The sequence below is a fragment of the Streptomyces sp. NPDC091209 genome (assembly GCF_044757755.1).
Classification (GTDB): Bacteria; Actinomycetota; Actinomycetes; order Streptomycetales; family Streptomycetaceae; genus Streptomyces.
The window spans coordinates 145,854-172,282 of the sequence record NZ_JBIVVR010000011.1; the positions used below are offsets into that span (position 1 = coordinate 145,854).

The 26,429-nt window shown below is 70.4% G+C and carries 23 protein-coding genes; 7 read left to right on the top strand and 16 right to left on the bottom strand.

The annotated features are described in order from the left end of the window. Positions 1-109 precede the first annotated feature (109 nt). Entirely contained in the window at positions 110-772 is a 663-nt protein-coding gene (locus tag ACIQRL_RS29525) for a bifunctional DNA primase/polymerase (RefSeq protein ID WP_401337226.1), read from the top strand. 169 nt (positions 773-941) lie between these two features. On the opposite strand, the gene ftsY is transcribed toward ACIQRL_RS29525, so the two are convergent. After that, a complete protein-coding gene (gene ftsY / locus ACIQRL_RS29530; RefSeq protein WP_401337228.1) occupies positions 942-2,150 on the bottom strand; it encodes a signal recognition particle-docking protein FtsY in 1,209 nt (402 codons plus the stop codon). Positions 2,151-2,431: 281 nt separating this feature from the next. On the opposite strand from ftsY, the gene ACIQRL_RS29535 reads away from it, so the two are divergent. Further along, a complete protein-coding gene (locus ACIQRL_RS29535) occupies positions 2,432-3,400 on the top strand; it encodes an LLM class flavin-dependent oxidoreductase (RefSeq protein ID WP_401337230.1) in 969 nt (322 codons plus the stop codon). A 132-nt stretch (positions 3,401-3,532) separates the two neighbouring features. Here ACIQRL_RS29535 and ACIQRL_RS29540 read toward each other — a convergent pair whose 3' ends face one another. After that, entirely contained in the window at positions 3,533-4,951 is a 1,419-nt protein-coding gene (locus ACIQRL_RS29540; protein WP_401337231.1) for a sugar porter family MFS transporter, read from the bottom strand. A gap of 570 nt (positions 4,952-5,521) precedes the next feature. On the opposite strand from ACIQRL_RS29540, the gene ACIQRL_RS29545 reads away from it, so the two are divergent. Then, entirely contained in the window at positions 5,522-5,863 is a 342-nt protein-coding gene (locus ACIQRL_RS29545) for a DUF4326 domain-containing protein (RefSeq protein ID WP_401337232.1), read from the top strand. A 3-nt stretch (positions 5,864-5,866) separates the two neighbouring features. On the opposite strand, the gene ACIQRL_RS29550 is transcribed toward ACIQRL_RS29545, so the two are convergent. From ACIQRL_RS29550 to ACIQRL_RS29560, 3 genes are all read right to left on the bottom strand, one after another. Next, the gene (locus ACIQRL_RS29550) at positions 5,867-9,523 is read right to left on the bottom strand and encodes an AAA family ATPase (RefSeq protein ID WP_401337233.1); all 3,657 of its coding nucleotides are present in this window, start codon (positions 9,521-9,523) and stop codon (positions 5,867-5,869) included. Between the two features lie 207 nt (positions 9,524-9,730). Then, positions 9,731-9,934, bottom strand: a complete 204-nt coding sequence (locus ACIQRL_RS29555) for a hypothetical protein (RefSeq protein ID WP_028802434.1) — start codon at positions 9,932-9,934, stop codon at positions 9,731-9,733. A gap of 381 nt (positions 9,935-10,315) precedes the next feature. Beyond that, complete coding sequence (locus ACIQRL_RS29560) at positions 10,316-10,597, bottom strand: acylphosphatase (RefSeq protein WP_401337235.1); 282 nt, start codon at positions 10,595-10,597, stop codon at positions 10,316-10,318. 153 nt (positions 10,598-10,750) lie between these two features. Between ACIQRL_RS29560 and ACIQRL_RS29565 the strand changes: the two genes are divergently transcribed. Further along, complete coding sequence (locus ACIQRL_RS29565; RefSeq protein ID WP_401337237.1) at positions 10,751-11,740, top strand: CAP domain-containing protein; 990 nt, start codon at positions 10,751-10,753, stop codon at positions 11,738-11,740. 12 nt (positions 11,741-11,752) lie between these two features. On the opposite strand, the gene ACIQRL_RS29570 is transcribed toward ACIQRL_RS29565, so the two are convergent. Next, on the bottom strand, positions 11,753-12,409 hold the full coding sequence (locus ACIQRL_RS29570; protein WP_401337239.1) for a tyrosine-type recombinase/integrase: 657 nt from the start codon (positions 12,407-12,409) through the stop codon (positions 11,753-11,755). A 234-nt stretch (positions 12,410-12,643) separates the two neighbouring features. Between ACIQRL_RS29570 and ACIQRL_RS29575 the strand changes: the two genes are divergently transcribed. Further along, complete coding sequence (locus ACIQRL_RS29575; protein ID WP_401337241.1) at positions 12,644-12,961, top strand: hypothetical protein; 318 nt, start codon at positions 12,644-12,646, stop codon at positions 12,959-12,961. 279 nt (positions 12,962-13,240) lie between these two features. On the opposite strand, the gene ACIQRL_RS29580 is transcribed toward ACIQRL_RS29575, so the two are convergent. Both ACIQRL_RS29580 and ACIQRL_RS29585 read right to left on the bottom strand, forming a co-directional pair. After that, on the bottom strand, positions 13,241-14,272 hold the full coding sequence (locus ACIQRL_RS29580; protein WP_401337243.1) for an FUSC family protein: 1,032 nt from the start codon (positions 14,270-14,272) through the stop codon (positions 13,241-13,243). Between the two features lie 474 nt (positions 14,273-14,746). Continuing rightward, entirely contained in the window at positions 14,747-15,211 is a 465-nt protein-coding gene (locus ACIQRL_RS29585) for a calmodulin-binding protein (protein ID WP_401337245.1), read from the bottom strand. A 979-nt stretch (positions 15,212-16,190) separates the two neighbouring features. On the opposite strand from ACIQRL_RS29585, the gene ACIQRL_RS29590 reads away from it, so the two are divergent. Together ACIQRL_RS29590 and ACIQRL_RS29595 are read left to right on the top strand one after the other, a co-directional pair. After that, the gene (locus ACIQRL_RS29590) at positions 16,191-18,218 is read left to right on the top strand and encodes a glycosyltransferase family 4 protein (protein WP_401337246.1); all 2,028 of its coding nucleotides are present in this window, start codon (positions 16,191-16,193) and stop codon (positions 18,216-18,218) included. Between the two features lie 154 nt (positions 18,219-18,372). Then, a complete protein-coding gene (locus tag ACIQRL_RS29595) occupies positions 18,373-18,807 on the top strand; it encodes a winged helix-turn-helix transcriptional regulator (RefSeq protein WP_401337248.1) in 435 nt (144 codons plus the stop codon). Between the two features lie 33 nt (positions 18,808-18,840). Here ACIQRL_RS29595 and mutM read toward each other — a convergent pair whose 3' ends face one another. The 8 genes from mutM to recG form a co-directional block, all read right to left on the bottom strand. Continuing rightward, on the bottom strand, positions 18,841-19,701 hold the full coding sequence (mutM, locus tag ACIQRL_RS29600) for a bifunctional DNA-formamidopyrimidine glycosylase/DNA-(apurinic or apyrimidinic site) lyase (protein ID WP_401337249.1): 861 nt from the start codon (positions 19,699-19,701) through the stop codon (positions 18,841-18,843). A gap of 278 nt (positions 19,702-19,979) precedes the next feature. Further along, positions 19,980-20,837 (bottom strand): ribonuclease III, encoded by an 858-nt coding sequence (rnc, locus tag ACIQRL_RS29605; protein WP_401337251.1) that lies wholly within the window; start codon positions 20,835-20,837, stop codon positions 19,980-19,982. A 19-nt stretch (positions 20,838-20,856) separates the two neighbouring features. Further along, the gene (gene rpmF / locus ACIQRL_RS29610; RefSeq protein WP_006139588.1) at positions 20,857-21,030 is read right to left on the bottom strand and encodes a 50S ribosomal protein L32; all 174 of its coding nucleotides are present in this window, start codon (positions 21,028-21,030) and stop codon (positions 20,857-20,859) included. A gap of 2 nt (positions 21,031-21,032) precedes the next feature. Continuing rightward, entirely contained in the window at positions 21,033-21,677 is a 645-nt protein-coding gene (locus ACIQRL_RS29615; RefSeq protein WP_401337253.1) for a YceD family protein, read from the bottom strand. Between the two features lie 175 nt (positions 21,678-21,852). Then, positions 21,853-22,932 carry an ATP synthase F0 subunit B gene (locus ACIQRL_RS29620; RefSeq protein ID WP_401337255.1) on the bottom strand — a complete coding sequence of 360 codons (1,080 nt, stop codon included), beginning with the start codon at positions 22,930-22,932 and terminating at the stop codon, positions 21,853-21,855. 99 nt (positions 22,933-23,031) lie between these two features. Continuing rightward, positions 23,032-23,511 carry a pantetheine-phosphate adenylyltransferase gene (gene coaD / locus ACIQRL_RS29625; protein ID WP_401337515.1) on the bottom strand — a complete coding sequence of 160 codons (480 nt, stop codon included), beginning with the start codon at positions 23,509-23,511 and terminating at the stop codon, positions 23,032-23,034. Positions 23,512-23,537: 26 nt separating this feature from the next. Then, positions 23,538-24,125 carry a 16S rRNA (guanine(966)-N(2))-methyltransferase RsmD gene (rsmD, locus tag ACIQRL_RS29630; RefSeq protein WP_401337257.1) on the bottom strand — a complete coding sequence of 196 codons (588 nt, stop codon included), beginning with the start codon at positions 24,123-24,125 and terminating at the stop codon, positions 23,538-23,540. Between the two features lie 68 nt (positions 24,126-24,193). Beyond that, on the bottom strand, positions 24,194-26,410 hold the full coding sequence (recG, locus tag ACIQRL_RS29635) for an ATP-dependent DNA helicase RecG (RefSeq protein WP_401337259.1): 2,217 nt from the start codon (positions 26,408-26,410) through the stop codon (positions 24,194-24,196). Positions 26,411-26,429: the final 19 nt, after the last annotated feature.

A 26,429-nucleotide genomic window follows, 5' to 3' on the forward strand; every position in this document is an offset into this window, starting at 1 on the left:
ACACCGCAAGGCGCCGTCTGGAGCGCGCGATACCGGGCAGCAAGGAACAGAGGGTGACAATCCGGTTCCGTCACGTAACCACCCGCGCATCGGACCCGTTGGAGGGGGCATGGGCTTCACGATCGGCAGTAGTCGGGCGATGCGCGACATCCGGACCGGCGCTCGTCGCCGCGGCCGCTCGTCGGAGGGCACGGCCGTCGCCGAGTTCACCGGACTGTGGGGGTGGGACGTGGTCCCGGGCGCCCGAGCCGCCGCGGGGGCGTGCTCGTGCGGCAGGGCCGACTGCGCCGCGCCGGGTGCGCATCCCCTCGGTTTCGCCCCGACGATCCCGGCGGGCGCGACACTGAACGAGGCGACGGGCATCTGGTCCGAGTTCCCCGGTGCCGCGGTGATGCTGCCGGTCGGCCGGGCGTTCGACGTGATCGAGGTGGCGGAGCCGGCGGGTCGCCGCGCGCTCGCCCGCCTGGAGCGCATGGGTCTCCCCCTCGGTCCGGTCACGGCCACGGCGGACGGGCGCGCGCACTTCTTCGTCTCCCCCGGCTCCGCCGCCGAGCTTCCGGAACTGCTCTACCGGACAGGCTGGGACGACGCCTCACTCGACCTGCACGGCCTGGGCCCCGGTACGTTCATCACGGCCCCGCCCTCCGACCGCGCGGGACTCGGCCCGGTCCGCTGGCTGCGCTCCCCCGCCCTCGACTCCGCCACCAAACCGCCGCCGGCCCGGCTGCTGCTGGGCACCCTCGCCTACGTGGCCCACCGTTCGCGGGCCTGAGGCTCCGGCCCGAGCCTTCCCCCACAGGTCCGTCCGCCGTCGCCTCACCCCACGGGAGGCGACGGCCCTCGCCGTCCACGACACCGGCCGCACAGGACGAAGCGCCCGTCCCCCGACAGTGTCGTGGGGGCGGGCGCTTCTTCGGGCACCTACACGTTCGCGCGGGTGGTCACTCTCCGATAAGGGCGTCAACGAACGCCTCCGGCTCGAACGGCGCCAGGTCGTCCGCGCCCTCGCCGAGCCCCACCAGCTTGACCGGGACACCCAGCTCGCGCTGCACCGCGATGACGATGCCGCCCTTGGCCGTGCCGTCGAGCTTGGTCAGCACGATGCCGGTGATGTCCACGACCTCGGCGAACACGCGCGCCTGGACCAGACCGTTCTGGCCGGTGGTCGCGTCGAGGACGAGCAGCACCTCGTCGAGCGGGGCGTGCTTCTCGACGACGCGCTTGACCTTGCCGAGCTCGTCCATGAGACCGGTCTTGGTGTGGAGCCGGCCCGCGGTGTCGATGAGGACGACGTCCGCGCCCTCCTCGATGCCCTCCTTGACCGCGTCGAACGCGATCGAGGCGGGGTCGCCGCCCTCGGGGCCGCGGACGGTACGGGCACCCACACGCTCCCCCCAGGTCTGGAGCTGGTCGGCCGCGGCGGCGCGGAAGGTGTCGGCCGCGCCCAGCACGACGTTCTTGCCGTCGGCGACGAGCACGCGCGCGAGCTTGCCGGTGGTGGTGGTCTTGCCGGTGCCGTTGACGCCGACGACCATCACGATGCCCGGGGTGTCGAGGTTCGAGTCGGTCCTGACCGTGCGGTCGAACTCCGGGACGAGCAGCGTGAGCAGTTCCTCGCGCAGCAGGGCGCGCAGTTCGACCGGGGTCCGGGTGCCGAGCACCTTCACGCGCTCGCGCAGCCGCTCGACCAGTTCCTGGGTGGGCTGCACACCGACGTCGGCGACGAGCAGCGTGTCCTCGATCTCCTCCCAGGTGTCCTCGTCGAGGTGCTCGCGCGAGAGCAGCGTGAGCAGCCCCTTGCCGAGCGCGTTCTGCGAGCGGGAGAGGCGGGTGCGCAGGCGCACCAGGCGGCCCGCGGTCGGTTCCGGGATCTCGATCTCGATCTCGGGGGCGACCGGAGGTTCCTCGACGGCGACCGACGGGGCGGCCGAGCCGTCGGGGAGATCCACCTCGTCTATCGTGCGGCGCGGTTCGTCGTGTGGCGCCTCGGCCTCGTCGCCGACGTGCGGTTCGGCCGGAGGGGCGGTGATGTCGGGGGCGGCGGGGGGCGGCGGGGGCAGCTGCTTCCGCTTGCGACTGCCGACGACGAGCCCACCGAGCGCGCCGATCACCACCACGGCGATGACTACAGCAAGGATGATGGTTTCCATAACGAACCCAGTATCAGTCATCCCTTGCGTGGGAGGGTTTCCTCCCACACAGGGGAACTCTTGTAGGTTTGTACGAACACTTGGAGCTCCTGGGCGGGCCCGGGCGCCCCCTGCGCACCTCCGGGAGCGCGCGGGTCCGCACCGGTGGGCGCGGGTCACGCCCGGTCCCCCTCCGGCCAGCCGATCCGACCGGCGCTCCGGCCCGGCCCCGGCGTCCACGGCTATAGCAACCTGACGCACCGTCAGCTACCGTCCCCCTCCACACACGAAGGGGGGCTCCCATGCCCGTAACGGTCGTGCGCTTCAACCTCGTCGAACCCGATGCCACCCCCGCCTCGCTCGGCGCCCGCTACCGGACGGCCGTCGAGATGGCCGCGTACGCCGACGAACACGGGATCACCACGGTGCAGACCGAGGAGCACCACGGCGTCGCCAACAACTGGCTGCCCTCGCCGTTCGCCTTCGCGGGCGCGGTCTTCGGGGCGACCCGGCGTCTCGCGGTGACCGTCTCGGCGGTCATCGGCCCGCTGCACGACCCGCTGCGCCTCGCCGAGGACATCGCCGTACTCGATCTTCTCAGCGGCGGACGTCTGGTGACGGTGGCCGGCATCGGCTACCGGCCCGAGGAGTACGCGCTGTTCGACGTCGACTGGAAGCGGCGCGGCGAGCTCCAGGACGAGCTGCTGGAGACGGTGCTGAAGGCGTGGACCGGCGAGGAGTTCACCTATCGGGGCCGCACCGTACGGGTCACCCCGCGTCCGTTCTCGGATCCGCACCCCCTGCTGCTGGTGGGCGGTTCCTCCCGGGCGGCGGCCCGGCGCGCCGCCCGGCTCGGGCTGCCGTTCTTCCCGAGCGCCCACCTGCCCGAGCTGGAGGCCTACTACAAGGAGCGGCTCATCGAGTACGGCACCGAGGGCTGGACCATGATGCCCGGTGCCGAGACGCCGCTGCTGCACATCGCCGAGGACCCGGACCGGGCCTGGGCCGCGTACGGCTCCCATTTCCTGCACGAGGCGCGGACGTACGCCTCCTGGCAGTCGGGTGACATCCGCTCGGCGGTGAAGTCGGCGGCCACGACGGTCGAGGAGCTGCGCGCCGAGGGCGTCTACCGCATCCTGACGCCCGACCAGTGCGTGGCGCAGGGCCTCGACAACCTCGTCCTGCATCCGCTGTCCGGCGGGATGCCCGTGGACGAGGGCTGGCGCAGTCTGCGGCTGTTCTGCGAAAGCGTGCTGCCCCGGCTCGACTGACCTGGACGGTCCGAGCCGGGGCAGCACGCCCTCTTGACGAGTACGAGGAGAGGGGCAGCGGGGACTTGGCCCTTCTCCCCGAGTTCCGGGGAGTCACCGGGGCTCGCGAGGAGCCGCCGGTGACGTGGGCGGTCAGCCCATCTCCTCCAGGGTCTTCCCCTTCGTCTCCTTGACGAACAAGAGCACGAAGGGGATGGAGAGCACGGCGAAGCACGTGTAGATCACATAGGTGCCGGAGAGGTTCCAGTCGGCCAGCGACGGGAAGCTCGCGGTGATGGCCCAGTTGGCGATCCACTGCGCGGAGGCGGCGACACCGAGCGCGGCGGCGCGGATGTGGTTCGGGAACATCTCGCCGAGGAAGACCCAGACCACGACACCCCAGGAGAGGGCGAAGAAGAGGACGAAGACGTGGGCGGCGATCAGGGCGACCCAGCCCTGGGTGTCCGGCAGCTTGCCGTCGACCAGGTCGTAGGAGAAGGCCCAGGCCTCCGCGCCGAGACCGATGGCCATACCCACGGAGCCGATGAGGGCGAGCGGCTTACGGCCGATGCGGTCCACGAAGATCATGGCGATCACGGTGCCGATGATGTTGATGATCGACGTGGTGAACGAGTAGAAGAACGAGTCCGTCGGGTCGACGCCGACCGACTGCCACAGCGTCGCGGAGTAGTAGAACGCGATGTTGATGCCGACGAACTGCTGGAAGACCGAGAGGCCGATGCCGACCCAGACGATCCGCTTGAAGAAGACGGAACCGCCGAGCAGGTCCTTGAAGGTCGACTTGTGCTCGCGCTTCATGGCGTGCTCGATCTCGGCGACGCGGGCGTCCAGGTCGATCTTGTCGCCCTCGACCTCCTTGAGCACCTCACGGGCGCGGTCCCGGCGGCCGACCTCGAGCAGGAAGCGCGGCGACTCGGGGATGGCGAAGGAGAGCAGACCGTAGAGGACGGCCGGGATGACCATGACGCCGAGCATGACCTGCCAGGCTTCCACGCCCAGGAGCTTGCCCCGCTGTTCGCCGCCTGCGGCGTTCAGGATGGCGTAGTTGACGAGCTGCGAGATGGCGATGCCGATGACGATCGCGGCCTGCTGGAACGAGCCGAGCCGTCCGCGGTACGCGGCCGGGGAGACCTCGGCGATGTAGGCGGGGCCGATGACGGAGGCCATGCCGATGGCGAATCCGCCGACGATGCGCCAGAAGGCGAGGTCCCACAGCGCGAAGGGCAGCGCCGAGCCGACGGCGCTGATGGTGAAGAGCGTCGCGGAGATCTGCATGCAGCGGATACGGCCGATGCGGTCGGCCATGCGGCCGGCGGTCGCGGCGCCGATGGCGCAGCCGATCAGGGCGATGGCGATGACCTGGGCCAGGGCCGCGGAGCCGATGTTGTAGCGGCTGCGGATGGCCTCGACGGCGCCGTTGATCACGGCACTGTCGTAGCCGAACAGGAAGCCGCCCATCGCGGCCGCAGCCGCGATGAAGATGACATGCCCGAGATGTTCGGGGTGAGCCAACTTGGCTTCTGACTTAGGTGCCTGCGATGCGCTGGTCACGTAAAACTCCTCGGGCCACCGGCCTCGCTGCCGGGGGTGGGGGGCGAAACCCTTCGCTGGTGGTACCAGTGGCGCACATGTTCACGCGGGCCACCACCTGAAGGTAAAAGCAACGCCGGAGAGACTATTCCTTCAAGTTTCGAAGTCAAACTTGGGTCTCTATGAACTTCCGAGTCAGATGTGACGCATTTGTGTTCAAGACTTGAACATTCAGTACCCGAATGGCCCACCAAAGGTCCCCTTGCGCACCGCGTCGCGCGATCACCGGACCGCGGCGGAACGGCGGAATCCGCAGCGTGTCGGCTTGCTCGTGGCCCGGCCACGGGGGCGATCGGGCCCCTGGAGATCTCCGGCCCCGGCGGGCGCCGCGGTTGCCCCGGCGACTGTCGCCGTGTGCGATGCGTGAATGAAGCGCCCGGGTGTGACACACGGAACACCCGTGGAACACCGGCGAATACCAGGGAATCCCGGGAACACCGCGGACGGCCGACCGGGGGGTGGGCCCGCGCCGCCACCGTCCCGGCCGTGTTTCGCGTTGCCCGTGGCGGCCCGAACGGCGAGGATCCGGTCATGCCGCCCACGACGGTCGTCAACCTCAAGGGTCACCGCGACGATCCGGCGTACGCCGATGTGGTGTACGTCGGCCGCCCCATGCACCGGGGCGGCTGGCACCTGGGCGGCTCCCCGCTGGCGAGCCCGTTCCGGCCGGGTCACGACGGCACCCGGGAGGAGGTCGTCGAGATGTACCGCGCCTATCTGCTGGCGCGTCCGGAGCTGCTGGCCCGGCTCCCCGCCCTGCGCGGCCACCGGCTCGGCTGCTGGTGCGTCCCCGAGCGCTGCCACGCGGAGGTGCTCGCCGAACTCGCCGACGAGGGCGTGGGCGAGGACCTCCCGGAGCCGGACGAACCCTAGGTGCTACCGCAGCCGCTGGCTGATGACCTTCGAGACGCCGTCGCCCTGCATGGAGACGCCGTACAGGGCGTCGGCGACCTCCATCGTGCGCTTCTGATGCGTGATCACGATCAGCTGGGAGGCCTCCTGCAGCTCCTGCATGATCCTGATCAGCCGCTGGAGGTTGGTGTCGTCGAGCGCCGCCTCGACCTCGTCCATCACGTAGAACGGGCTGGGGCGCGCCTTGAAGATCGACACGAGGAGCGCGACGGCGGTCAGCGACCGCTCGCCGCCGGAGAGCAGGCTGAGCCGCTTGACCTTCTTGCCGGGCGGCCTGGCCTCCACGTCGACGCCCGTGGTGAGCATGTTGTCGGGGTCGGTCAGGATGAGCCGCCCGTCCCCGCCCGGGAACAGCCGGCTGAACACGCCCTCGAACTCCCGGGCGGTGTCCCGGTACGCCTCGGTGAAGACCTGCTCGACGCGCTCGTCGACCTCCTTGATCACCTGGAGGAGATCGGCGCGCGTCTTCCTGAGGTCCTCCAACTGCTCGCTGAGGAACTTGTGGCGCTCCTCCAGCGCGGCGAACTCCTCCAGGGCGAGCGGATTGACCTTGCCGAGCTGCTGATACGCCCGCTCGGCCGACTTGAGCCGCTTCTCCTGCTCGGCACGGTGGAACTGCCGGGGCTGGTTGCGCGGGTGCTCCGGGTCCTCGGGCAGTTCCTCGCCCTCGGCCGGCAGCGACGGCGGTACGAGCTGATCGGGGCCGTAGTCCGCGACGAGTCCCGCCGGTTCGACGCCGAGTTCGTCCAGCGCCCTGGCCTCGAGCTGCTCTATGCGCATCCGCTTCTCCGCGCCGAGCACCTCGCCCCGGTGCACCGAGTCGGTGAGCTTGTCGAGCTCCGCCTTGAGGTCGCGGCCCTGGTTCCGCGCGGTCACGAGCTCCTGCTCGCGGCGGGCCTTGGCACGGTCGGCGGCGGTGCGCTCCTCCTCGGCCCGGCCGAGCGAGACCTCGACGTGCGCGAGCAACTGCCGCGCACCGGACGCGACGGCCTCGGCGACGGCCGCCTCGTGGCGGAGCCGGGCCCTGCGCTGCTCGGCACGCGCGCGTGCCTCGCGTTCGGCGCGGGCGGCCCGGTCGAGCGAGTCGGCCCGTCCGGCGAGTCCCTTGACCCGCTCCTCGTGCGTACGGACCTGGAGGCGGGCCTCCATCTCCGTCTGGCGCGCGTTGGCGCCGTCGGCGGCGAGCCGGTCCCGTACCGAGGTGTCGGGCTCCTCCTCGACGGGCATCTCCTCGGCCACGGCGAGCCGTTCGGCCAGTTCCTCGGCCTCCTCCACGGCACGGTCGAGCGCTTCCTGCGCGCGGGCGGCGGCCGCGGTGCTCCGCTCCGCCTCGCCCGCGGCGCCCCGCGCCTGTCCGGCCAGCCGTCCGAGCTGCTGCGCGACCTGCGACTTCTCCCGCTCCGCGGCCCGTCGCCGCTCCCCCAGCTCCTCGACGAGCGCGGCGCGCTCCGTGCGCAGCCCGGCCGCCAGACGCTGTGCCTCGGTCAACTCCTCGCAGCGCACGGCCAGTTCCTCGAGCTCGGCCGCCGCCTCGTCCACGGAGGCCTGCACTTCGAGCAGGCTGGGCGCCCCGGCGGACCCGCCGTGCGCGAAGTGCGCCGCGAGCAGGTCGCCCTCGGCGGTCACCGCGGTGAGTCCGGGCCGCGCGTAGACCAGGTCCTCGGCCTCTTCGAGGGTCCCCACGACGACGATCCCGCGCAGCAGCCGGCGCACGGCGGGCATCAGCTCGGCGGGACCCCGGACGAGATCGGCGGCGTACGGCGGCCCGTCGCTCCGCTCCCCGGCCCCGTTCCCGTCCCTGTCCTGGTCCAGGACCGGACCCCTGTCCTGGTCCCTGGCGTGAAGGCGTACGTCCGTGGAGGCGCCGCCCGACGGTCCGGTGTCGGCGCGGGGTTCCTCGGGTGCTCCGGCGAGCAGCAGCGCGGCGCGGCCCGCGTCCTGCTTGCGCAGCAGACGGATGGCCTCCGCTGCGGAGGCGGGCGTGGTGACCGCGATGGCGTCGGCGGCGGCGCCGAACGCGGCGGCGAGCGGGACCTCGAAACCGGGAGTGACCGACAGCAGTCCGGCGGCGGGACCGAGGACACCGGTGAGCCGGTCGGTGGCGCCGAGCAGGGCTCCCGTGCCGTCCTTGCGCCGCAGGCCGAGGGACAGGGCATCGCGGCGGGCCTGGGTGGCGGCCCGCTTGCGTTCGGCCGCGGTGGCCGCCTCGCGGGCCGTGCTCAGCGCGGCCTCCGCGTCGGACAGGGCCCGTCTGGCCGCCTCGTGCTGTTCGCCGAGGTCGGCGTCGCCCGCGTCGAGGCCGTCGACCTCGGCCTTCAGCTGCTCGTACTCCTCCTGGGCGGTGACGGCGCGCTCCTGGGCCTCGTCGCGGGCGGCGGCCAGCCGGTCGATCTCGGCCTGCGCGGAGGCGGCGCGTGAACGGGCGGCGTTGACCTGGCCGTTGAGGCGGGCGAGGCCCTCGCGGCGGTCGGCGATGGCGCGGGCCACGTCCTTGAGCCGGCGCTCCTCGACGGTGAGCTCGCGCTCCAGTTCGGCGCGGTGCGCGACGGTGTCCTCCAGGGCCCGCTCGGCCGCCTCCAGGGCCGCTTCGAGTTCGGCCTCCTGCTCGCGGACGCGGGCGGCCTCGCGCTCCATGTCCTCGGGGTCGCGCCCGCGCCGTTCCTCGGCGGGCACCGAGGTGGCGCTCTTCACGCGCGCGTCGGCCAGCGAGACGGTGCCGCGCACCCGCTCGGCGAGCTGGGAGAGTTCGTACCAGGTCTGCTGGGCGCGCTGGAGACGCGGTGTCAGCTGCCGCACCTCGTCCTCGAGGAGGGCCTCCCGCTGGAGCGCCTTCTTCAGTTCGGCCTCGGCGGATTCCTTGCGCTGCTTGAGCTCGGCCTCGTCGGCGATCTCCGACTGGAGCGCCCCTCGCAGCCGTACGAGGTCGTCGGCGAGCAGGCGCAGCCGGGCGTCGCGCAGGTCGGCCTGGATGACGGCGGCGCGGCGTGCAACGGCGGCCTGCCGGCCGAGCGGTTTCAACTGGCGGCGCAGTTCGTCGGTGAGGTCCTGGACGCGGGCCATGTTCGCCTTCATGGCGTCCAGCTTCCGCAGCGCCTTCTCCTTGCGCTTGCGGTGCTTGAGGACGCCCGCCGCCTCCTCGATGAAGGCGCGGCGGCCCATCGGGTCGGCGTGCAGGACGGAGTCGAGCTGGCCCTGTCCGACGATGACGTGCATCTCCCGGCCGATGCCGGAGTCGGACAACAGCTCCTGGATGTCCAGCAGCCGACACGTGTCGCCATTGATCTGGTACTCGCTGCCGCCGTTGCGGAACATGATCCGCGTGATGGTGACCTCGGCGTACTCGATGGGCAGGGCGCCGTCGGAGTTGTCGATGGTGAGGGACACCTCGGCACGGCCGAGCGGGGGGCGCCCGGTGGTGCCGGCGAAGATGACGTCCTCCATCTTGCCGCCGCGCAGCGACTTGGCCCCCTGCTCGCCCATGACCCAGCTGAGCGCGTCCACGACGTTGGACTTGCCCGAGCCGTTGGGGCCCACGACACAGGTGATGCCCGGCTCGAACCGCAGGGTGGTCGCGGAGGCGAACGACTTGAACCCGCGCAGGGTCAGGGCCTTGAGGTGCACGCCGCTGGACTCTACCTTTCGGGCCGGTCTCACTCCATGAACGTGCGGTTTCACCCATGAACGCGCAGGGCACACCAGACGTTAAAGAGGGGGAAGGGTGCCCGGGGGAAAGAAAGAAGGGACGCCTGAGGGCGTCCCTTGCAAATCTGACAACTTAGCGGTTGATTCGGGCTGCCCAACCACTGCTGTCGTGGTGCGGTGCAGTGATCAGGTGAGCGCAGGCTCCGCCTGGGGTACGTCGATGCTCTCGAGAAGCGAGTCGTGAGAAGCGGCAGCCGCGAGCGCGTCGTTCTCGGCCTGAATCCGTACAAGCTCGGATTCGAGGTCCTGGACGCGCTGCTGGAGCCGTCGCATCTCGGCAATGAGTCGCGGATCGGAACCGCCGACGTAACCGAGAAGCGCCTTTGCCATGATGGATGGTCCTCCACACTGAGTGACCGACCGAAGCGGTGTGGGTCGTGAGGGAATCGCACCCGCGATGCTTGACACTGCTGATGTCCTGCTGCCGTTCCACATGCCAAACAGCTAAGGTGCGCGGGGCTTTCAGCGTCTCACCAAAAAGTTTGACGGTCAACACGATCACGCCCCGTATCGGCGGGCAACCCACTGTCGCGCGGCTTCTGAAGCGGCGGCGCTGCGACTCCTGCGGGGCCCTCAGGGCGTCGAGATCATCGTTACCTCGGGAGCCTGCCACTTCGCGCCGTTCTTGGCAACCACCAGGCCGTTTCCGCTACTGACGGGTGCCGGGGGCATACGCCATGACACCTTCGCGAGCCCTCGGGGCCGTCGTCGTCACCGGATCGCGAAGCCGTCGTAGATCCCCCGGGGCGTGTCCCAGATCTCAGTGACTCCGTCCACCCGGCCGGGCGTGTCGTCTCCCTGGAGCCAGTCGAGCAGGCTCTGACAGCCGGCCCGGGGGCCTTCCGCGACCACTTGGACGCGTCCGTCGTCGAGATTGAGAGCAAAACCACTCAGGCCGCCGATCTCCAGTGCCGTGGCCCGCGTAAACCAGCGGAAACCCACGCCCTGGACCCGTCCGCGCACCCAGACGACCAGCCGTACAACGTCGTTCATGGCTGCACGCTAACCGGACAATGTCTCGCGGAGCACATCCTCCCCTCGCGCCATGGGGTACCGTCCCGACCCAATGAGTCTCACTAGAAACTCACTCTTTCGGGTGAGGTTCAGGTGAGGATCGCTGACTCAAGATCGAGGAAGGCCCAAGAGATGGGACGCCACCGACGCTCCGACGCCGGCCGCGCCGCCACAGGGCGCGCCACCGGAGTCACAGAAACGATCGAGCCCCACACGGAAAGCTACGGTCCGGAGAACCTGTACGGCTATGCGGCCGTCGCCGATCTCCCGTCCGCGGCCACCAACCGCTCGCACCGCAAGCGGAAGGGTCCGAGCCCGGTCAAGACGGGACTGCTCGGCGTCTCTGCGGCCGTGGCCCTCGGCACCGTGGCCGTCGCCGCCGGTGTCATGCCCGGCGCCGACAACTACGCGCTCGGCGGTGGCGGCAACAACTCCGACAGCGTTCAGGCCGTGGGCTCGCCGTCCAGCGGGAACACCCAGCAGGGCGGAACCTCGGGCAGCGCGGACTCCCGCGACGACACGTCGACGAGCCGTGGCGCGAATCGCGCGGCCACGCCCTCGGCCGCCCCCACGGCCCCTTCGACCTCGACCTCCACCTCGCCGTCGGCCGCCCCGACCACGACGCCGCCTTCGAAGGCGCCGACCGCCAAGCCCACCGAGGAAGCGCCGGCCCCCGAGGCGCCGAAGCCCTCCCAGACCGCCACCGAGGCGCCGGTCACCACGTCCCCGGTGAACGTGTCCGTGGAGGCCGTCGCCGAGGCCGAGGTGCTCAAGCTCGTCAACGACGAGCGGGCCAAGGTCGGTTGCAGCCCGGTGGCCGCGAACAGCGCCCTGTCGGACCTGGCCCAGGCCTTCAGCGAGGACATGGCGGCACGGGACTTCTTCGACCACACCGACCCGAGCGGGCTGACCCCCTGGGACCGTGCGGCGAAGGCCGGGATAGCCAGCCTCGGCGGCGAGAACATAGCCCGCGGCCAGGCCGACGCGGCCGCCGTCATGGACGCCTGGATGAACAGCCCCGGCCACAAGGCCAACATCCTGAACTGCGACTTCAAGACCCTCGGTGTCGGAGTCCACTTCGCCACCGGCGGCCCTTGGTGGACGCAGGACTTCGGCTACTGAACTAACCGCAGGTCAGAGGGCTAAGCGCTCCTGGGCCGTGTCCGGGCCGTCGTGAACGGAATCTTCATCCGTGAAGACGCCGTCCACGGCGGCCCGGGTCCGTTTCCCGCTCGACGGCATCAGGTGCGTGTACGTCCGCAGAGTGAAGCCGGGGTCATGGTGCCCCAGGTACTCGCTCACAGCCTTGATGCTCTCCCCCGCGTCCAGCAGCACCGAGGCGTAGAAGTGCCGCAGCGCGTGCATACCGTTGTCCCGCCCGGTCTCGACGCCCGCGGCCCGAAGCGCCGGCCGCCATTCGCGGTCGTTGAAGCGGTTCCGGTCCAGCGATAGCCCCATGGGCCCGGTGAAGATCAGCGATGCCGTGACGGGCGGACCGTCGAGCGTCTTCCAAGGCAGCGTGATCCTGACGGCCGGGTACCGCTTGAGGTGCTTGGCCAGCGCGAAGGCGACGGACTCCGGCAGAGGCACGGCGCGTTCCTTACCACCCTTCGGCGGGGCGAACACCGGGCGATGCAGCCGCAGCAACTTGACCTGCCGCACGACGTGCACCACACCCCCGAGGAAGTCCACGTCCTCCACGGCCAAGCCGAACGCCTCCCCCTGACGCAGCCCGCATCCGGCCGCGACGTCGACGAGAGCCTGATAGCGGTCCGGCAGCTCCGATCGCACGGCCCGGATCCTCCCGGCCGACCACGGCTTGACCTTGCGCGGCTCCAGGCGAGGAGCCCGCACAGAGCGAGCCCGGCACGGGTTGACCCGGATGACCCGGTCCTCGACCGCGGCCGTGAAAACCGTCGAGACGTGCGCGAAGATGCCGCGCCGGTAGCCCACGGTCTTCCAGGGTCCGCAGCCAGAGCCGCAGGTGGGACGGGGTGAACGATCCCATCGGGCGCGTACCCAGATGTGGAGATCCACGCGGTCAGCACGGCCGTCGAGTTGGGGGATGCGGGGCTTGCGCTGGAGGTAGCCGAGCGGGTCGACGCATCTGGGCTTTCACCCGAGCGTCAGTCACGTTTCCTGCTTGACGTAGCGCGAGCGCACGCGCAGCGGCGACACGTCGGCGAGGCCACAGCCGCACTCTTGGAATCCGAGGCTTTGGCGCCCGAACAGATCCACGATCATCACTTGGCCCGCGACGTCATCCGCGACCTGGTGCAGCTCTCAGAACCTCGTGTTCCTGAGTCCCTGCGCGGCTTGGCCGAGCGGAGCGCGGTCATCTAGTCGATGTTGTTACAGATTTCTCTACCTCATCAAGTGCCCGCGCGAGCGCGGGCTGGCCCTTGGGCTTTGGCCCCTCTGCGCCTTCGGCGCCGGGGCCAAGCCCTGGGCCGCAGCGAGTGCGGGCCCGAGCCGAGAACGGTAAACACGCTGATGGGGCGGTCGTCAGCCCTCGGCAGGCGAGATGCTGGACGGTCTCCGAGCCGTGCCACTCTCGTGCCAGAACGGACAGAAACTCACGGGGAACTGGGGTCCGCAGGGGTGAGCGAGGTGTGGCAGCCGTCAGATGCTGTGATTGCCGGTTGCGAGTTCGGGTTGTGGGCTTTGCCGCAGGAGGCGGTTGCCGATGGCGTGGACGACGGCGAGGCCGATGACGAGGATGGCGACGCCGGCGAGGATTTCGAAGCCCCGGTGCTCGGCCTCGACGGCGACCTGGCCGGGGGAAGCGAGTGCGAGGACGAAGGCGAAGGTGTAGAGGCCGTACATCAGCCAGTACTTGTCGGCCTGAGTGAGAGCGGCGATGAACGCAGCGGTGGCGATGGCCGAGGTGACCCAGACGGACGGGGCGAGGATCGCCACGGGCAGGGCGGCGGCGATACCGACTGCGGTGCCGATGGCCTTGCCCCGGATCCGGTCGCGTTTTCCTGTGACGATGTACAGCGCGAGGATGATGATCGGCTCCGGCACCCAGTAGGGCTCGGTCCACCCGAGTGCGACCCCGAGTGCGGCCCCGGCACCGAGGGCGACGCCGAACACGAGCGCCACCACGGCGGCCACCCCGGCGGGCAGGCGGTCGCCTTCGACGACGGGGGTGGCGCCGAAGCGGTGGGCGATCACGATGCCGTAGCCCACACCGAGGGCGGCCATAATGCCGGAGATCAGCGCGTCGGTGCCGGACGGCGTCGGTGCCGCGAATGTGGCAGCGAAGGCGAGCGTCAGCAGCGGCGGGAACCAGCCGAAGCCGATCCCCGCCCCCACGACGGCGCCGGTCACCGCGAGGAGCGCCACCCACCACCAGTCGTAGGCGGTGAACGAGCCCAGGCCGACCGCGACCCCCACCGCGGGGGCGAGGTACAGCATGCGACGGCTTCCGCCCAGCTTCGCCCCGACAACGCCGAGGAGCAGTCCGAGGAACACGGCCCGGGCACCCAGTTGCCCGGCAACGATCCCGGCCACCGCGACCGGCAGCACGATCGCCACCACGACAGCGCCAAGAATGTGCAGCCACCTGCGGGCGCCCGACTGCTTGACCGGGCCCGCTGCCGCGTCCGGCTTACCGCCGTTCGGAACGTCCCCGTGCTCAGCCTCGCCCACCGCACGACCCTTCCCGCGTCCGGGGCCGGTTCACTCGCCTGCCCGGCTCTTCGGTCACCCTACGCAACCGGGCATCCCAGGCCGACGAACGCCGCTGATGCATTCGGGTGCTGGCAGGTCGCGTGCGGCGCGGGCGCAGGTCGGCCGCACTCACAAACGCGATCTTCCAAACTGGTTGCTGTACAGCAGCGAAGTACAGCAACCAGCATGACCGCAGCCGACCGCCACCAGCGCTTGGCGACCGGTTCACCAGCCCGGCAGACCTCAACAACCGTCGCGCCCATAGTTCCCATCGAGAGGGCTGGGGGCCTCCAGCCGACCACACGATCAAGCTCACGGCGCGTGCCACGACCGTGCAAGAACGGGCGGGGAACACCGGGGAGTGCCCGGGCCGACCACGAACGGTCGGCCCGAGCAGCCCTGCGTGGGCCGGGGCGTCGTGAGGGTACGGCGCCGGCCGGCCTTGTCGGTCACCTACGGGGCGGGGATTTCCCTGATGAGGCGCGAGGACCAGTCGCACCAGATCAGGCCGGGCAGGAAGGGGCCGCCGGCTTCGTCGGTGTGGTCTTCGACGTACGGGATGGTCGCGTCACAGACTTCGATGGCCTGGTCGAAGAAATCCGTGTTGTCGGGGTTGTTGTGGTAGCTCCAGCGCGGGTTGTAGGGGGCCTGCCGCTTGACGATCCGCGTGAGCACGTGGGGACGGTCGGTGGTCTCCCCGCTGACGAGTTCCCGGGCGTGCTCGATGTCCCCGGGCTTGGTCAGCTTGATGACGAATTGCTCCCGCGTGATGTCGGTCATCACGAAGTACGCGGCGCTCTCGGCGGCGGCGTGACCGGGCTGCTTGCTGAGGGTGTTGGCCTGAGTGGGCTGTGCCGTGGCGAAGGCCAGCACGCCGACGGCGGCCAAGCCGGCCGCCCTGATGAGCACGCGTCGCATGAGGGTTCTCTCCTTGGTTACGGGCGTCGTGCACGTCACGACTAGTCACCAAGTGGATTGAATCAGTAACATTGAGTAATCACGCTGAGGGCGCGCTCGACTTCGCCGCATATGCCAATGGCCTCCGCTGCTGCTTTGGGGCATCGCCACCGCCCTCGGCACACCTTGGCCGTGCAGCACTGGCACGTTCGCGTTGAGGTGCAGCACACGGCGCCCCCCTCGGGCCGTCTCCGGGCCGTCCGAGGGTGCTCAACGACTACCAACGCTGACAACCATTGACGGCTAAGTCGCAGGTCACAGCGTTGATCGATTACAGGGGCGCAGGCCAGAGAACCGGCCCCTCACTTCTTCGGCTACTGAGACAACCGCAGGCCAGGAGGGCTGAGCGCCCTCCTGGAACATGTCCGGGCCGTCCGCTGTGCGTTCTTCATCGCTGAAGACACCCTCCACGGCGGCCCGGGTCCGGGTCCCGCTCGACGCCGCAGGTGCGTGCAGATCCGCATCGCGAGGCCCGGGTCGTGGTGACCCCGATACTCATCGACCGCCTTGACGGACTCCCCCGCGTCCAGCGGCACCCGGGCGTGGACGTGCCGCCGGGTACCGCTCGAGGTGCTCCTCGGCCGGCACGAAGGCGACCGACTCGGGCAAGGACACGTCACGCTCCTTGTCCGGTTCCTTGCCGCGCTCCTTGCCGCGCTCCTTGCCGCCCTTCGGAGAGACCGTCGGCTCCGGGCGAACGCGTCGCCGACCGGATCGTCGAACCGGCCCGCCCACGGTGGGCGCCCCGCCGCTTCCGCACCCTCAGCCGACCCCGGCGAGATCGCCGGCAGAGTCACGGCACTGGGCCCGGAGGAGACTCAACGGCTCTATCCTTTGTGAACAGCGTGAAAAATCAGTGGAAACTCTATGACTGCCCGGCGGAGGCTTCGGCCCGACCGTTGCGGCAGCTTCACCCATGCCGTGCGAGCAGGAGAACTGCGTGAAGATCTCGTTCCTCATCCACAACGTGTATGGCCTGGGTGGAACAAATAGGACAACGATCAATCTCGCCTCCGCTCTGGCCGAACGCCACGAGGTCGAGATCGTGTCGGTGTTCCGGTCGACGGACAAACCGCTGTTCGCCGTGGACCCGCGGATCAAGCTGACCGCTCTCGTCGACACGCGTGAAGTCCCCGAGAAGGACCGGTCCGTTCCGGCCCGCGTCTTCCCCGCCGCCGAGACCCGCTACCGCCAGTACAGCACGGTGACCGACGAGCGGGCCGCCACGTACTTCCGCCGGAACAGCCCGGACGTGCTCATCGGGACGCGCCCCGGACTGAACGTGTACGTCGCGCGCCATGGCGGCGACCACACGCTGCGCATCGGCCAGGAACACATCACGCTCGACTCCCATTCGGAGGCCCTGCGGTCGGAGATGAAGAAGGCCTATGCCCGCCTGAACGGCTTCGTCACGGTCTCCGAGGCCGACGCGGCCAACTACCGCAGCGACATGGCCATTCCGGGGCTGCCCGTCGTCTCCATACCCAACAGCGTCCCGGCGCCGTCGGTGTCCCCGGCCGACCCGGACGTCAAGACGGTCGTCGCCGCGGGGCGGCTGGCGGTCATCAAGCGGTACGACCTGCTCGTGCAGGCCTTCGCGACGGTCGCCGACAAGCATCCCGACTGGCAGCTGCGGATCTACGGCGAAGGCAGCCAGCGCGGCAGGTTGCGCTCCCTGATCAACGACCTCGGCCTGTACAACCAGGTTCATCTGATGGGACTCGCCTCGCCGATCGAGGCCGAGTGGGCCAAGGGTTCGATCGCCGCGGTCACCTCGGACAGCGAGTCCTTCGGCATGACCATCGTGGAAGCGATGCGCTGCGGCCTCCCGGTCGTGAGCACCGACTGCCCCCTCGGCCCGCGTGAGATCATCCGCGACGGCGAGGACGGCCTGCTGGTACGGCCGGGAGACGTCGACTCCATCGCCGCGGGCCTGCTGCGCTTGATCGACAACGACGGCGAGCGGGCCGCGATGGGTGCCGCGGCTCTCCGCAACGCCGAGCGGTTCGACCCCGCCACGATCGCCGTGCGCTACGAGGAACTGTTCCGCGAGCTCGGTGCCGGCAGCTCCACCACGACGCCCGCGCGTCCCTCCTTGTGGAGCCGTCTGCGGCGCACCGGCACCGGACAGGCGGCCGCGGCGCAGGCGGCGTCGGATCCGTCGGCCGCGACGAGCGGGTCGGTCCGTACCGACACCGACGGCTCGCTGCAGGTCGTACTGGCGCCCACCACGACGGTCAAGGCGGGCGACCTGCTGCTGATCAGCCGCGGCGGCAAGGACCGTACGACGCTGCGCGTCCCGCTCGTCCACGACGACGGCGGCCGGGTCTCGGCTGCCGTCGAGCGCACGCTGCCCCTGGGGAACGCGGTGTGGGACCTGTGGATCGCCCCGGCGAAGGGGGCGCGCAAGCGGCTGCGCAGCGACCTGCTCGACCTGCGGGGTCTGATGGGCTTCCTGCCCGAGCCTCGGCTCTCCCCGGTGCGGGCGCTGCTGCCGTATACGACCGTGGACGGGTTCGTCGCCTTGGGCACCCGTGAGGCCGATGTACACGCCGAGGTGCAGGGCATCGCCGTCGACGGCGATGAGATCGGCGTGGCGGTGCGCCTGTTCGGGACCGACGCCGACGTCGAGGGCTTCGTGTTGCGGCACCGCGACAACGCCGACTCCCCGGCCCTGGAGCCTTCCTGGCGCCGCGACGCGGACGGGCTGCTGCACGCGCGCGTCGTCTGCGCGGACGTCGGCCGGCACCACCACGCCGAGCAGGACCTGTGGGACCTGTCGGTCCGCGTCGCCGGCCGGGCCGAACCGGTGCGCGTCGGCGGCTGGTTCGGCGACGTCAAGGACCGCAAGAAGGTCTACGTGTACCCCGTCACGGTGTGCGAGGACTCTCCGCGCGGACGCGCCCGGGTACGGCCGTACTACACGGTCGACAACGGCCTGTCCGTCAACGCCGTCGACCTGCCGTAGCGTCCCGCGGCCGGGTGCCGGGCCACGCGGCTCAGGACCCGGCCCCCACGGGGCGGGTACACACCTCGGCTTCGGATCTCTTCGCCGGGGCCGAGCGCTAACCAGAAGTCAGTGCAATCCTCAGGGCAGCGCTGTGGCTCGGTATGCTTGTCGTATGGAATCGTCCGCGCGGATCACGGAGCGCGCCGAGAACGACGAGAGCACCGTGTACGCCGACGGCAAGGACCTCGCGTACAACGTGTTCGCCCGCGGTTGCCCGTCCCGGGGCACGCTGGAGCACGTCACCGGCCGCTGGGGCTCGCTCACGCTGGGAGCGCTGTACGACGGCACGTTCCGGTTCAACGAACTGCGCCGCCGGGTCGACGGCGTCAGCGAGAAGATGCTCTCGCAGACCCTGCACGCGCTGGAGCGCGACGGTCTGGTGCACCGCGACGCACGGCCCACGAACCCGCCGCGCGTCGACTACACCCTCACGCCGCTGGGCCGCGAGGTCGCCGAGCGGCTGCTGGCCCTCATCACCTTCGTCGAGGGCCGCATGGACGATGTCCTGGAGGCCCGCGGGCGCTACGACGAGACCCGCCGGGCGTAGAAGTCGGACCGGGCGAGGACGAGGCCCGGGACGTCAGACTCCGGGGCGGGGTGCCCGCTGGCAGCGCGGGCAGAAGTAGCTGGAGCGGTTCATCCAGGCCCGTCGGCGCATCGGCGTCCCGCAGCGGCGGCAGGGTTCCCCCTCGCGCCCGTACGCGTCGAGCGAGCGGTCGAAGTAGCCCGACTCACCGTTGACGTTGACGTACAGGCTGTCGAAGCTGGTGCCGCCGGCTGCGAGGGCGTCGTTCATGACGTCGCGGATATGGCCGAGGAGTTCGGCGGTGCGCGGCCGGGTCATGGTTCCCGTAGGGCGTTCGTAGTGCAGCTTGGAGCGCCACAGCGCCTCGTCCGCGTAGATGTTCCCGACGCCGCTGATCAGTGACTGGTCGAGCAGGGCGCGTTTGACCGTCGTACGGCGGGCCCGCAGCGCGGTGTGGAACGCGGCGTCGTCGAAGAGGGGGTCGAGCGGGTCGCGGGCGATGTGCGCGATGACGTCGGGGAGGCCGTCCGGGGTGTTCTCGTGCAGCGACAGCCCGCCGAACGTGCGCTGGTCGACGAAGCGCAGCTCGGTGCCCCGGTCGTCCTCGAAGCGGACGCGGATGCGCAGGTGCTTCTCCTCGGGGGCGTCCTGCGGCTGCACGAGAAGCTGGCCGCTCATACCGAGGTGCGCGAGGACGGAGAACGGCGAGTCGTCGAGCGGCAGCCACAGGTACTTGCCGCGGCGCATCGCCTCACCCACCCGGTGTCCGGCGAGCGCCTTCGCGAAATCGTCGGGCCCCGCCAGGTGCCGCCGCACGGCCCGCGGATGCCGTACGTCCACCGCTTCCACGATCCGCCCGGTGACCCAGCGCTCCAAGCCCCGCCGCACGACTTCGACTTCGGGCAGCTCGGGCACGGGACTCCTCCTGAGGGGCGGGCTGAGCGGGTGATGCGGGAAGGGTACATCGCGCTCGGCGGCGGCCGTCGGCGAGCGGTTCGTCCGGCCCACCGGCACGCGACCGCCGAGGAGTTGGGCCGGTCCGCGCCCGCACCGCACCGCACCGGGCGGGGACGGGGCCGGGGCCGGGCAACGCGCGGACCCCGCCGCGGCGCGCGAGCGCTGCGACGGGGTCCGGTACCGCTGGTACTGCTGGGTACTACAGGTACTGCCGGTACTTCAGGTGCATGAAGGATTCAGGCCGTGGCCGTGTCGGTGGTCGGCGTCGAGGAGACGTCGGCGGTCTCCTCGACGTCCTGAGCCGCCTGCCGGGCGGCACGAGCCACCTGTTCGGCGGCCTGGGCCGACTTCGCGCGTTCGTCCGCGGCGGAGTGGATCGCACGCCACGCGGACTCCGCGGCCTGCTGCTCCGCCTCCTTCTTGCTGCGGCCGGTGCCGGTGCCGTACGAGACGCCTCCGACGCGGGCGGCAGCCGTGAAGACCTTCTCGTGGTCCGGGCCGGTCTCCGAGACCAGGTACTCGGGAACTCCGAGCCCCTCGGTCGCCGTGAGCTCCTGGAGACTGGTCTTCCAGTCCAGGCCGGCACCAAGATTCGAGGACTTCTCGATCAACGGGTCGAAGAGCCGGTGGACGAGTTCGCCCGCCGCCTCCAGTCCCTGGTCGAGATAGACAGCGCCGATCACCGCTTCAAGGGTGTCGGCGAGGATGGACGCCTTGTCCCGGCCTCCCGTGCCTTCCTCGCCCCGGCCGAGCCGGATGAAGGAGCCGAGTTCGAGGCCGCGGCCCACTTCCGCCAGCGCACGAGAATTGACCACCGCGGCCCGCAACTTGGCCAGCTGGCCTTCGGGCAGGTCGGGGTGGGTGCGGTACAGCGTGTCCGTGACCACGAGGCCCAGTACGGAGTCCCCGAGGAACTCCAGACGCTCGTTGGTCGGCAGACCGCCGTTCTCGTACGCGTAGGAACGGTGGGTCAGCGCACGCACCAGAAGGGCGGACTCGAGCTTGTAGCCGAGCCGCCCTTCCAGAAGCGTGTGGGACGAGGCTGTGTTGTCCGCCTTTTTCTTGGCGGTTGGATCCGCCTTGGCGTCAGACATCAGACCTCTCACCAGCCGCTCAGACCTCGAGGACCTGGCGCTTGTTATAGGTGCCACAGGCCGGGCACGCGATGTGCTGCAGCTTGGGCTCGTGGCAGCGCTCGCACGCAACCAGGGTGGGGACCGCAGCCTTCCACTGCGACCGGCGGTGGCGCGTGTTGCTGCGCGACATCTTCCGCTTCGGAACAGCCACGGCTACTTCTCCTGCTTCTCGTCGACGCCAGGTTCGGCGCCGCTCAACTCGTCCTTCTCGCCATCTTCGAGTGAACCGGCGAGTCCCTGCAGTGCCGCCCAACGGATGTCGACGGCGTCATGGTGGTGCTCCGGGTCGTCCGCGAGCCGGGCTCCGCATTCGGAGCACAGGCCCGGGCAGTCGTCCTGGCACACCGGCTGCATCGGCAGTGCGAGCACCACCGCATCACGCAGCACGGGTTCGAGGTCGAACAGGCCGTCCTCGAGGAAGAGCGTGTCCTCGTCGTCCTCGGCGTCGTCGACCGGCTCCGCCTTGGGGCGGCCCCGGTCATCGGCGTCAGGGTACGAGAACATCTCCTGGAAATCCGCTGTGAGCACCTGCTCGAGCGGCTCCAGACACCTTACGCACTCCCCCTTGGCCGATGCACGGGCGGTGCCTGTGACAAGCACCCCTTCCATGACCGACTCCAGACGGAGCGCGAGTTCCATCGGGGCGCCTTCCGGCACTCCGATGACACCCTGGATTCCCAGATCCTTGGGAGCGTCGATCGTGCGGGTCAGGCGCTGGAGCGCGCCAGGACGCCGCCCCAGCTCGTGCGTGTCGAACACGAGAGGATTGCGGTGGTCGAGGCGGGCGTTCAGAGCCATTCCTGCTTTCGATCTTCGAACTCAAGGGAACGCCGCCCTTGGTGTCCCGCGGGCAGCGTGGATCGCGGACGTACACGCGACCGAAGAGCCAGGATACTGGACCTTTCGCTCTCGGCCCAATCCGGTCCGTACCGCCGTTCCCGGCCGGCGGTGCGCGCCCCTCCTGACCCCGTGGTCAGTGGCCGCCGCGCCCCTGCTCGTACGCCCTGAGCTGCTCCGCGCTGATCATGCTGGTGTCGAAGAGGCTGGCCTCGTCGAGGGCGTGCTGCTGGTCCATGGCATGGGCCTGCTGCTGGGCGTAGACCTGCTGCTGGCCCTGGTCGTACGCCTGCTGCTGGTCGTAGCCCTGCTGCTGGTAGGCGGCGTAGGGGTCGGCCTGCTGATAGCCGTACGCGTCCTGCTGCGGGGCGTACTGCTGCTGGTAGCCGTACGGGTCGGCCTGCTGCTGGTAGGCGTACGCCTCCTGCTGCTGCCCGTAGGACGGCTGGGCGGCCGGCTCCGGGGCCTGGGCGGGCCGCTCGGGGGCGTCGGCGAGCTCGGCGAGGCCTGCCAGGTAGTCGGCGTCACTGGTGTGCGCGCCGGGCGTTCCGTCCTCCCCGAAGGCGCTCAGGTCGCCGAGGTCGTCGCTGGCGATCCGGCCGTGCAGCTTCTGCCGGCCGTGGCCGACGGCTTCCAGGGTCTTGGCGAGGACCGCCTCGAAGGCGCCGAGCTTGACGTCGACGTATTCGTCGGCGTTGCGGCGCAGGGTCTCCGGGTCGTAACTGCGCTCCGGGGCGTCCTCGTCCTCGTACCCCTGCTCGTCGACGCCCGGGCCGGTGCCGAGGAGCTTCTCGCGGCCGCGGCCGACGGAGCCGAGCGTCTTGGTGAGGACGACCTCGAAGTTGGCGAGCTTGGAGTCGACGTAGTCGTCGGCCTCGGCGCGGACCTCCTCGGCCTCCTGGCGGGCCTCTGCGAGGATCCGGTCCGCCTCGTTCTGCGAGCGGCGGGCGACCTCGGTGTCGGAGATCAGGGAGCCCCGCTCGGCGTGCGCGGTCTCGATGATCCGCTCGGCCTCCTGACGGGCCCGCTCGACCATTTCCTCGCGGCCGCCGATCAGCTCCTGCGCCTGGGCGAGGGAGCCGGGCAGCGCCTGGCGCACCTCTTCCAGCATCGACAGCAGGTCGGCGCGGTTGACCACGCACGAGGCCGACATGGGCATGGAACGGGCACTGCCGACCGCCGCGACGATCTCATCGAGCTTCTTCTGTACGTCCACCGTGTGCTCGCCACTCTCTACAGCTGTGATGGAGACGGACGGGTCGACTGTACGACCACTCCCGCACCGTCCGACACCGGGTGACGGACTGTCAGTCGCTCAGTCCTGGCCCAGCCGCTTCTTGAGCGCCGCCAGCACCACCGGCGGCACCAGATGGGAGATGTCGCCACCCCAGTTCGCGACTTCCTTGACCAGCGAGGAGGACAGGAAGCTGTAGGTGGGGCTGGTCGGGATGAACAGGGTCTCGACGCCCGAGAGGCCGTAGTTCATCTGGGCCATCTGGAGTTCGTAGTCGAAGTCGCTGACCGCGCGCAGGCCCTTGACGATGGCCGGGATGTCCCGCTGCTTGCAGTAGTCGACGAGGAGGCCGTGGTAGGCCTCGACCTGGACGTTGCCGAACTCGGCCGTGACCTCGCGGATCAGCTCGATCCGCTCGTCGACCGTGAACAGGCCCTTCTTCGACTGATTGATCATCACCACGACGTGCACGACGTCGTACAGCGGGGAGGCTCGGGCGATGATGTCGAGGTGTCCATTGGTGATGGGGTCGAATGACCCCGGACAGACGGCGCGGCGCAACAGTGGTCCCTCGCTCTCCGGTCCGGTCATCGTGCGTCTTCGCACGTAGAGGCGGCGCGACCGTACCAAAACGTGCCCTCGCCGTATCGACGGGCCCTGACGGCTTCGAAACCGTCCGGCCAACCGAATTCACCGCCTCTGGTGCTGCGCTCCACGGTGACGAGCGCATCCTCCGCGAGCCAGCCCCCGGTCCGGAGTGTGAGCAGGATCTCCCGAAGATCGTCGTCCGGGACGGCGTACGGGGGGTCGAGGAAGACCAGGTCGTACGGTGACTCCGGTGCCGCCGTCCGGACGATCTGCTCCGTTTTGCCCGCTCTGACCTCGGCGCCCGGCAGGCCGAGGGTCGTCACGTTGTCGCGGATGATCCTGGCCGCGCGCGCGTCCGCCTCGACCAGCAGGGTGTGCCCGGCGCCGCGGCTGAGCGCCTCCAGGCCGACGGCGCCCGAGCCGGCGTACAGGTCGAGCACGCGCTCGCCCTCCAGCGGGCCGCCCAGCAGGGACTGCCACGTGGAGAAGAGGCCCTCGCGCGCCCGGTCGGAGGTGGGGCGGGTGCCGGTGCCCGGCGGGACGGCCAGACGGCGTCCGCCGGCCCGGCCGGCGATCACGCGGGTCATGAGGGTCCTTTGCGCTGGGGGTGGGTCGGTTCCTCCCAGTCTCTCAGCCGCGGGCGGGTCGCCGCCGCTCAGCCCTTGTCCAGGTACTGCTCCCGTTCCTCGTCCAGCAGGGCGTCCAGGGCGGTGCGCAGACCGGGGAGGCCCGTCAGGTCCGGGTCCGCCGCGACGACCGCGGTGGCCTCCTCGCGGGCCTCCGCGATGATCTCCTCGTCCTCGATGACGGCGAGCATGCGCAGCGAGGAGCGGACGCCGGACTGGGCCTGGCCGAGGACGTCGCCCTCGCGGCGCTGTTCGAGGTCGATGCGGGAGAGCTCGAAGCCGTCCAGGGTCGAGGCCACCGCGTTCAGCCGCTGCCGGGCCGGGCTCGCCTCCGGCATCTCGGAGACCAGGAGACAGAGCCCGGCCGCCGAGCCACGGCCGACGCGGCCCCGGAGCTGGTGGAGCTGGGATACGCCGAACCGGTCGGCGTCCATGATCACCATGGCGGTGGCGTTCGGTACGTTCACCCCGACCTCGATCACCGTCGTCGCGACCAGGACGTCCGTCTCGCCCGCGGCGAAGCGGCGCATGACGGCGTCCTTGTCGTCGGGGTGCATCCGGCCGTGCAGCACTTCGACCTTGAGGCCCTGGAGGGGGCCCTCGGCGAGTTGGGCGGCGACGTCGAGGACGGCCAGCGGCGGACGCTTCTCCGCCTCGTCCTCGGGGGTCTTCTTCTTGGCGCCCTTCTTCGGGTCGTCCTCCTCGTCACCGATGCGGGGGCAGACGACGTACGCCTGATGGCCGTTCTCCACTTCCTCGCGCACGCGCTCCCACGCGCGCGAAAGGAAGTGCGGTTTGTCCGCGGCCGGGACGACATGGCTGGCGATCGGGGAACGCCCTGCGGGGAGCTGGTCGAGCACGGAGGTCTCCAGGTCGCCGAAGACCGTCATCGCGACCGTGCGCGGGATGGGGGTGGCGGTCATCACCAGGAGGTGCGGGGGCTGCTTGCCCTTGCCGCGCAGGGCGTCGCGCTGCTCGACCCCGAAGCGGTGCTGCTCGTCGACGACTACCAGGCCCAGGTCGTGGAACTGCACCTTGTCCTCGATCAGCGCGTGGGTGCCGATCACGATCCCGGCCTCGCCGGTGACCAGGTCGAGCAGCGCCTGCCTGCGGCCCGCCGCTCCCATGGAGCCGGTGAGCAGCACGACCTTCGTGGAGTGCTCGGCCCCGCCGAGCATGCCGCCCTCGGCCAGCTCGCCCATCATCTCGGTGATCGACCGGTGGTGCTGCTGGGCGAGCACCTCGGTGGGCGCGAGCATCGCGGCCTGCCCGCGGGCGTCGACGACGGCGAGCATGGCACGGAGGGCGACCAAGGTCTTCCCGCTGCCCACCTCCCCCTGCAACAGCCGGTGCATCGGGTGTTCGGTGCCGAGGTCGTCGAAGATCTCCTTGGAGACCTTCTGCTGGCCCTCGGTGAGCGTGAAGGGCAGTTTGGCGTCCAAGGCGGTCAGCAGGCCGTCCGGTGCGCGGACGCGGGCGACGGCCGGGAGCTGGGCGTCGGCGTGGCGGCGGCGGGCCAGGGCGACCTGGAGGACGAAGGCCTCGTCCCACTTGAGGCGGGCGCGGGCGTCGTGGATGTCGGCCTTGGTGTGCGGGCGGTGGATCTTGAGGAGGGCCTCGGGGAGGGTGACCAGGCCGCGGCCGTCCCGGAGCGAGTCCGGGAGGGGGTCGACGGCTTCCTGCGCGCTCGGCAGCACCGTCTGCACGGACTTGGCGATCTTCCAGGACTCCAGTTTGGCGGTGGCCGGGTAGATCGGGATGAGGGCGCCCGCCCAGCTGTCGACGCTCTCCACGGCCTCGTCGCCCTCGCCGCGCAGCAGTTCGTACGCCGGGTGGGCCAGTTGGAGGCGGCGGTTGAAGACGGACACCTTGCCGGAGAACATCGCGCGGGTGCCGGGGAGCAGGTCCTTGTGGGGCTTGTGCACGCCGTGCCCGAAGAAGACGAGCTGGAGGCGGCCGCTGCCGTCCGTGATCGTGACTTCGAGGCGCTGGCCCTTGCCGCGGGGCGCCTTCGACGAGGCGAAGGTGGCCAGGCGCGCGTCGGCGACCTGGGCGACCACGGTCACGTGCTCGTCCAGCGGCAGGTCGGCGAGGTGCGTGAGCTGCCCGCGCTCCTCGTATCTGCGCGGGTAGTGGTGCAGCAGGTCGCCGACGGTGTGCAGGCCGAGGTGCTCGGCCATCACCTTCGCGGTGGCGGGACCGAGCGCCTTCTTCAGTGGTTCTTCGAGCACGGGCACGAGATCCATTGCACACCACGGCACTGAC

Bases quoted from the DNA above. Each gene is read 5' to 3' on its own strand.
- ACIQRL_RS29615 (WP_401337253.1), bottom strand. From the start codon at position 21,677: ATGGCTCTGAACGCCCGCCTCGACCACCGCAATCCTCTCGTGTTCGAC.
- rsmD (WP_401337257.1), bottom strand. From the start codon at position 24,125: ATGACCCGCGTGATCGCCGGCCGGGCCGGCGGACGCCGTCTGGCCGTC.
- ACIQRL_RS29560 (WP_401337235.1), bottom strand. From the start codon at position 10,597: ATGAACGACGTTGTACGGCTGGTCGTCTGGGTGCGCGGACGGGTCCAG.
- recG (WP_401337259.1), bottom strand. From the start codon at position 26,410: ATGGATCTCGTGCCCGTGCTCGAAGAACCACTGAAGAAGGCGCTCGGT.
- ACIQRL_RS29585 (WP_401337245.1), bottom strand. From the start codon at position 15,211: ATGCGACGCGTGCTCATCAGGGCGGCCGGCTTGGCCGCCGTCGGCGTG.
- ACIQRL_RS29595 (WP_401337248.1), top strand. From the start codon at position 18,373: ATGGAATCGTCCGCGCGGATCACGGAGCGCGCCGAGAACGACGAGAGC.
- ftsY (WP_401337228.1), bottom strand. From the start codon at position 2,150: ATGGAAACCATCATCCTTGCTGTAGTCATCGCCGTGGTGGTGATCGGC.
- ACIQRL_RS29535 (WP_401337230.1), top strand. From the start codon at position 2,432: ATGCCCGTAACGGTCGTGCGCTTCAACCTCGTCGAACCCGATGCCACC.
- rnc (WP_401337251.1), bottom strand. From the start codon at position 20,837: ATGTCTGACGCCAAGGCGGATCCAACCGCCAAGAAAAAGGCGGACAAC.
- ACIQRL_RS29545 (WP_401337232.1), top strand. From the start codon at position 5,522: ATGCCGCCCACGACGGTCGTCAACCTCAAGGGTCACCGCGACGATCCG.
- ACIQRL_RS29525 (WP_401337226.1), top strand. From the start codon at position 110: ATGGGCTTCACGATCGGCAGTAGTCGGGCGATGCGCGACATCCGGACC.
- ACIQRL_RS29565 (WP_401337237.1), top strand. From the start codon at position 10,751: ATGGGACGCCACCGACGCTCCGACGCCGGCCGCGCCGCCACAGGGCGC.
- ACIQRL_RS29555 (WP_028802434.1), bottom strand. From the start codon at position 9,934: ATGGCAAAGGCGCTTCTCGGTTACGTCGGCGGTTCCGATCCGCGACTC.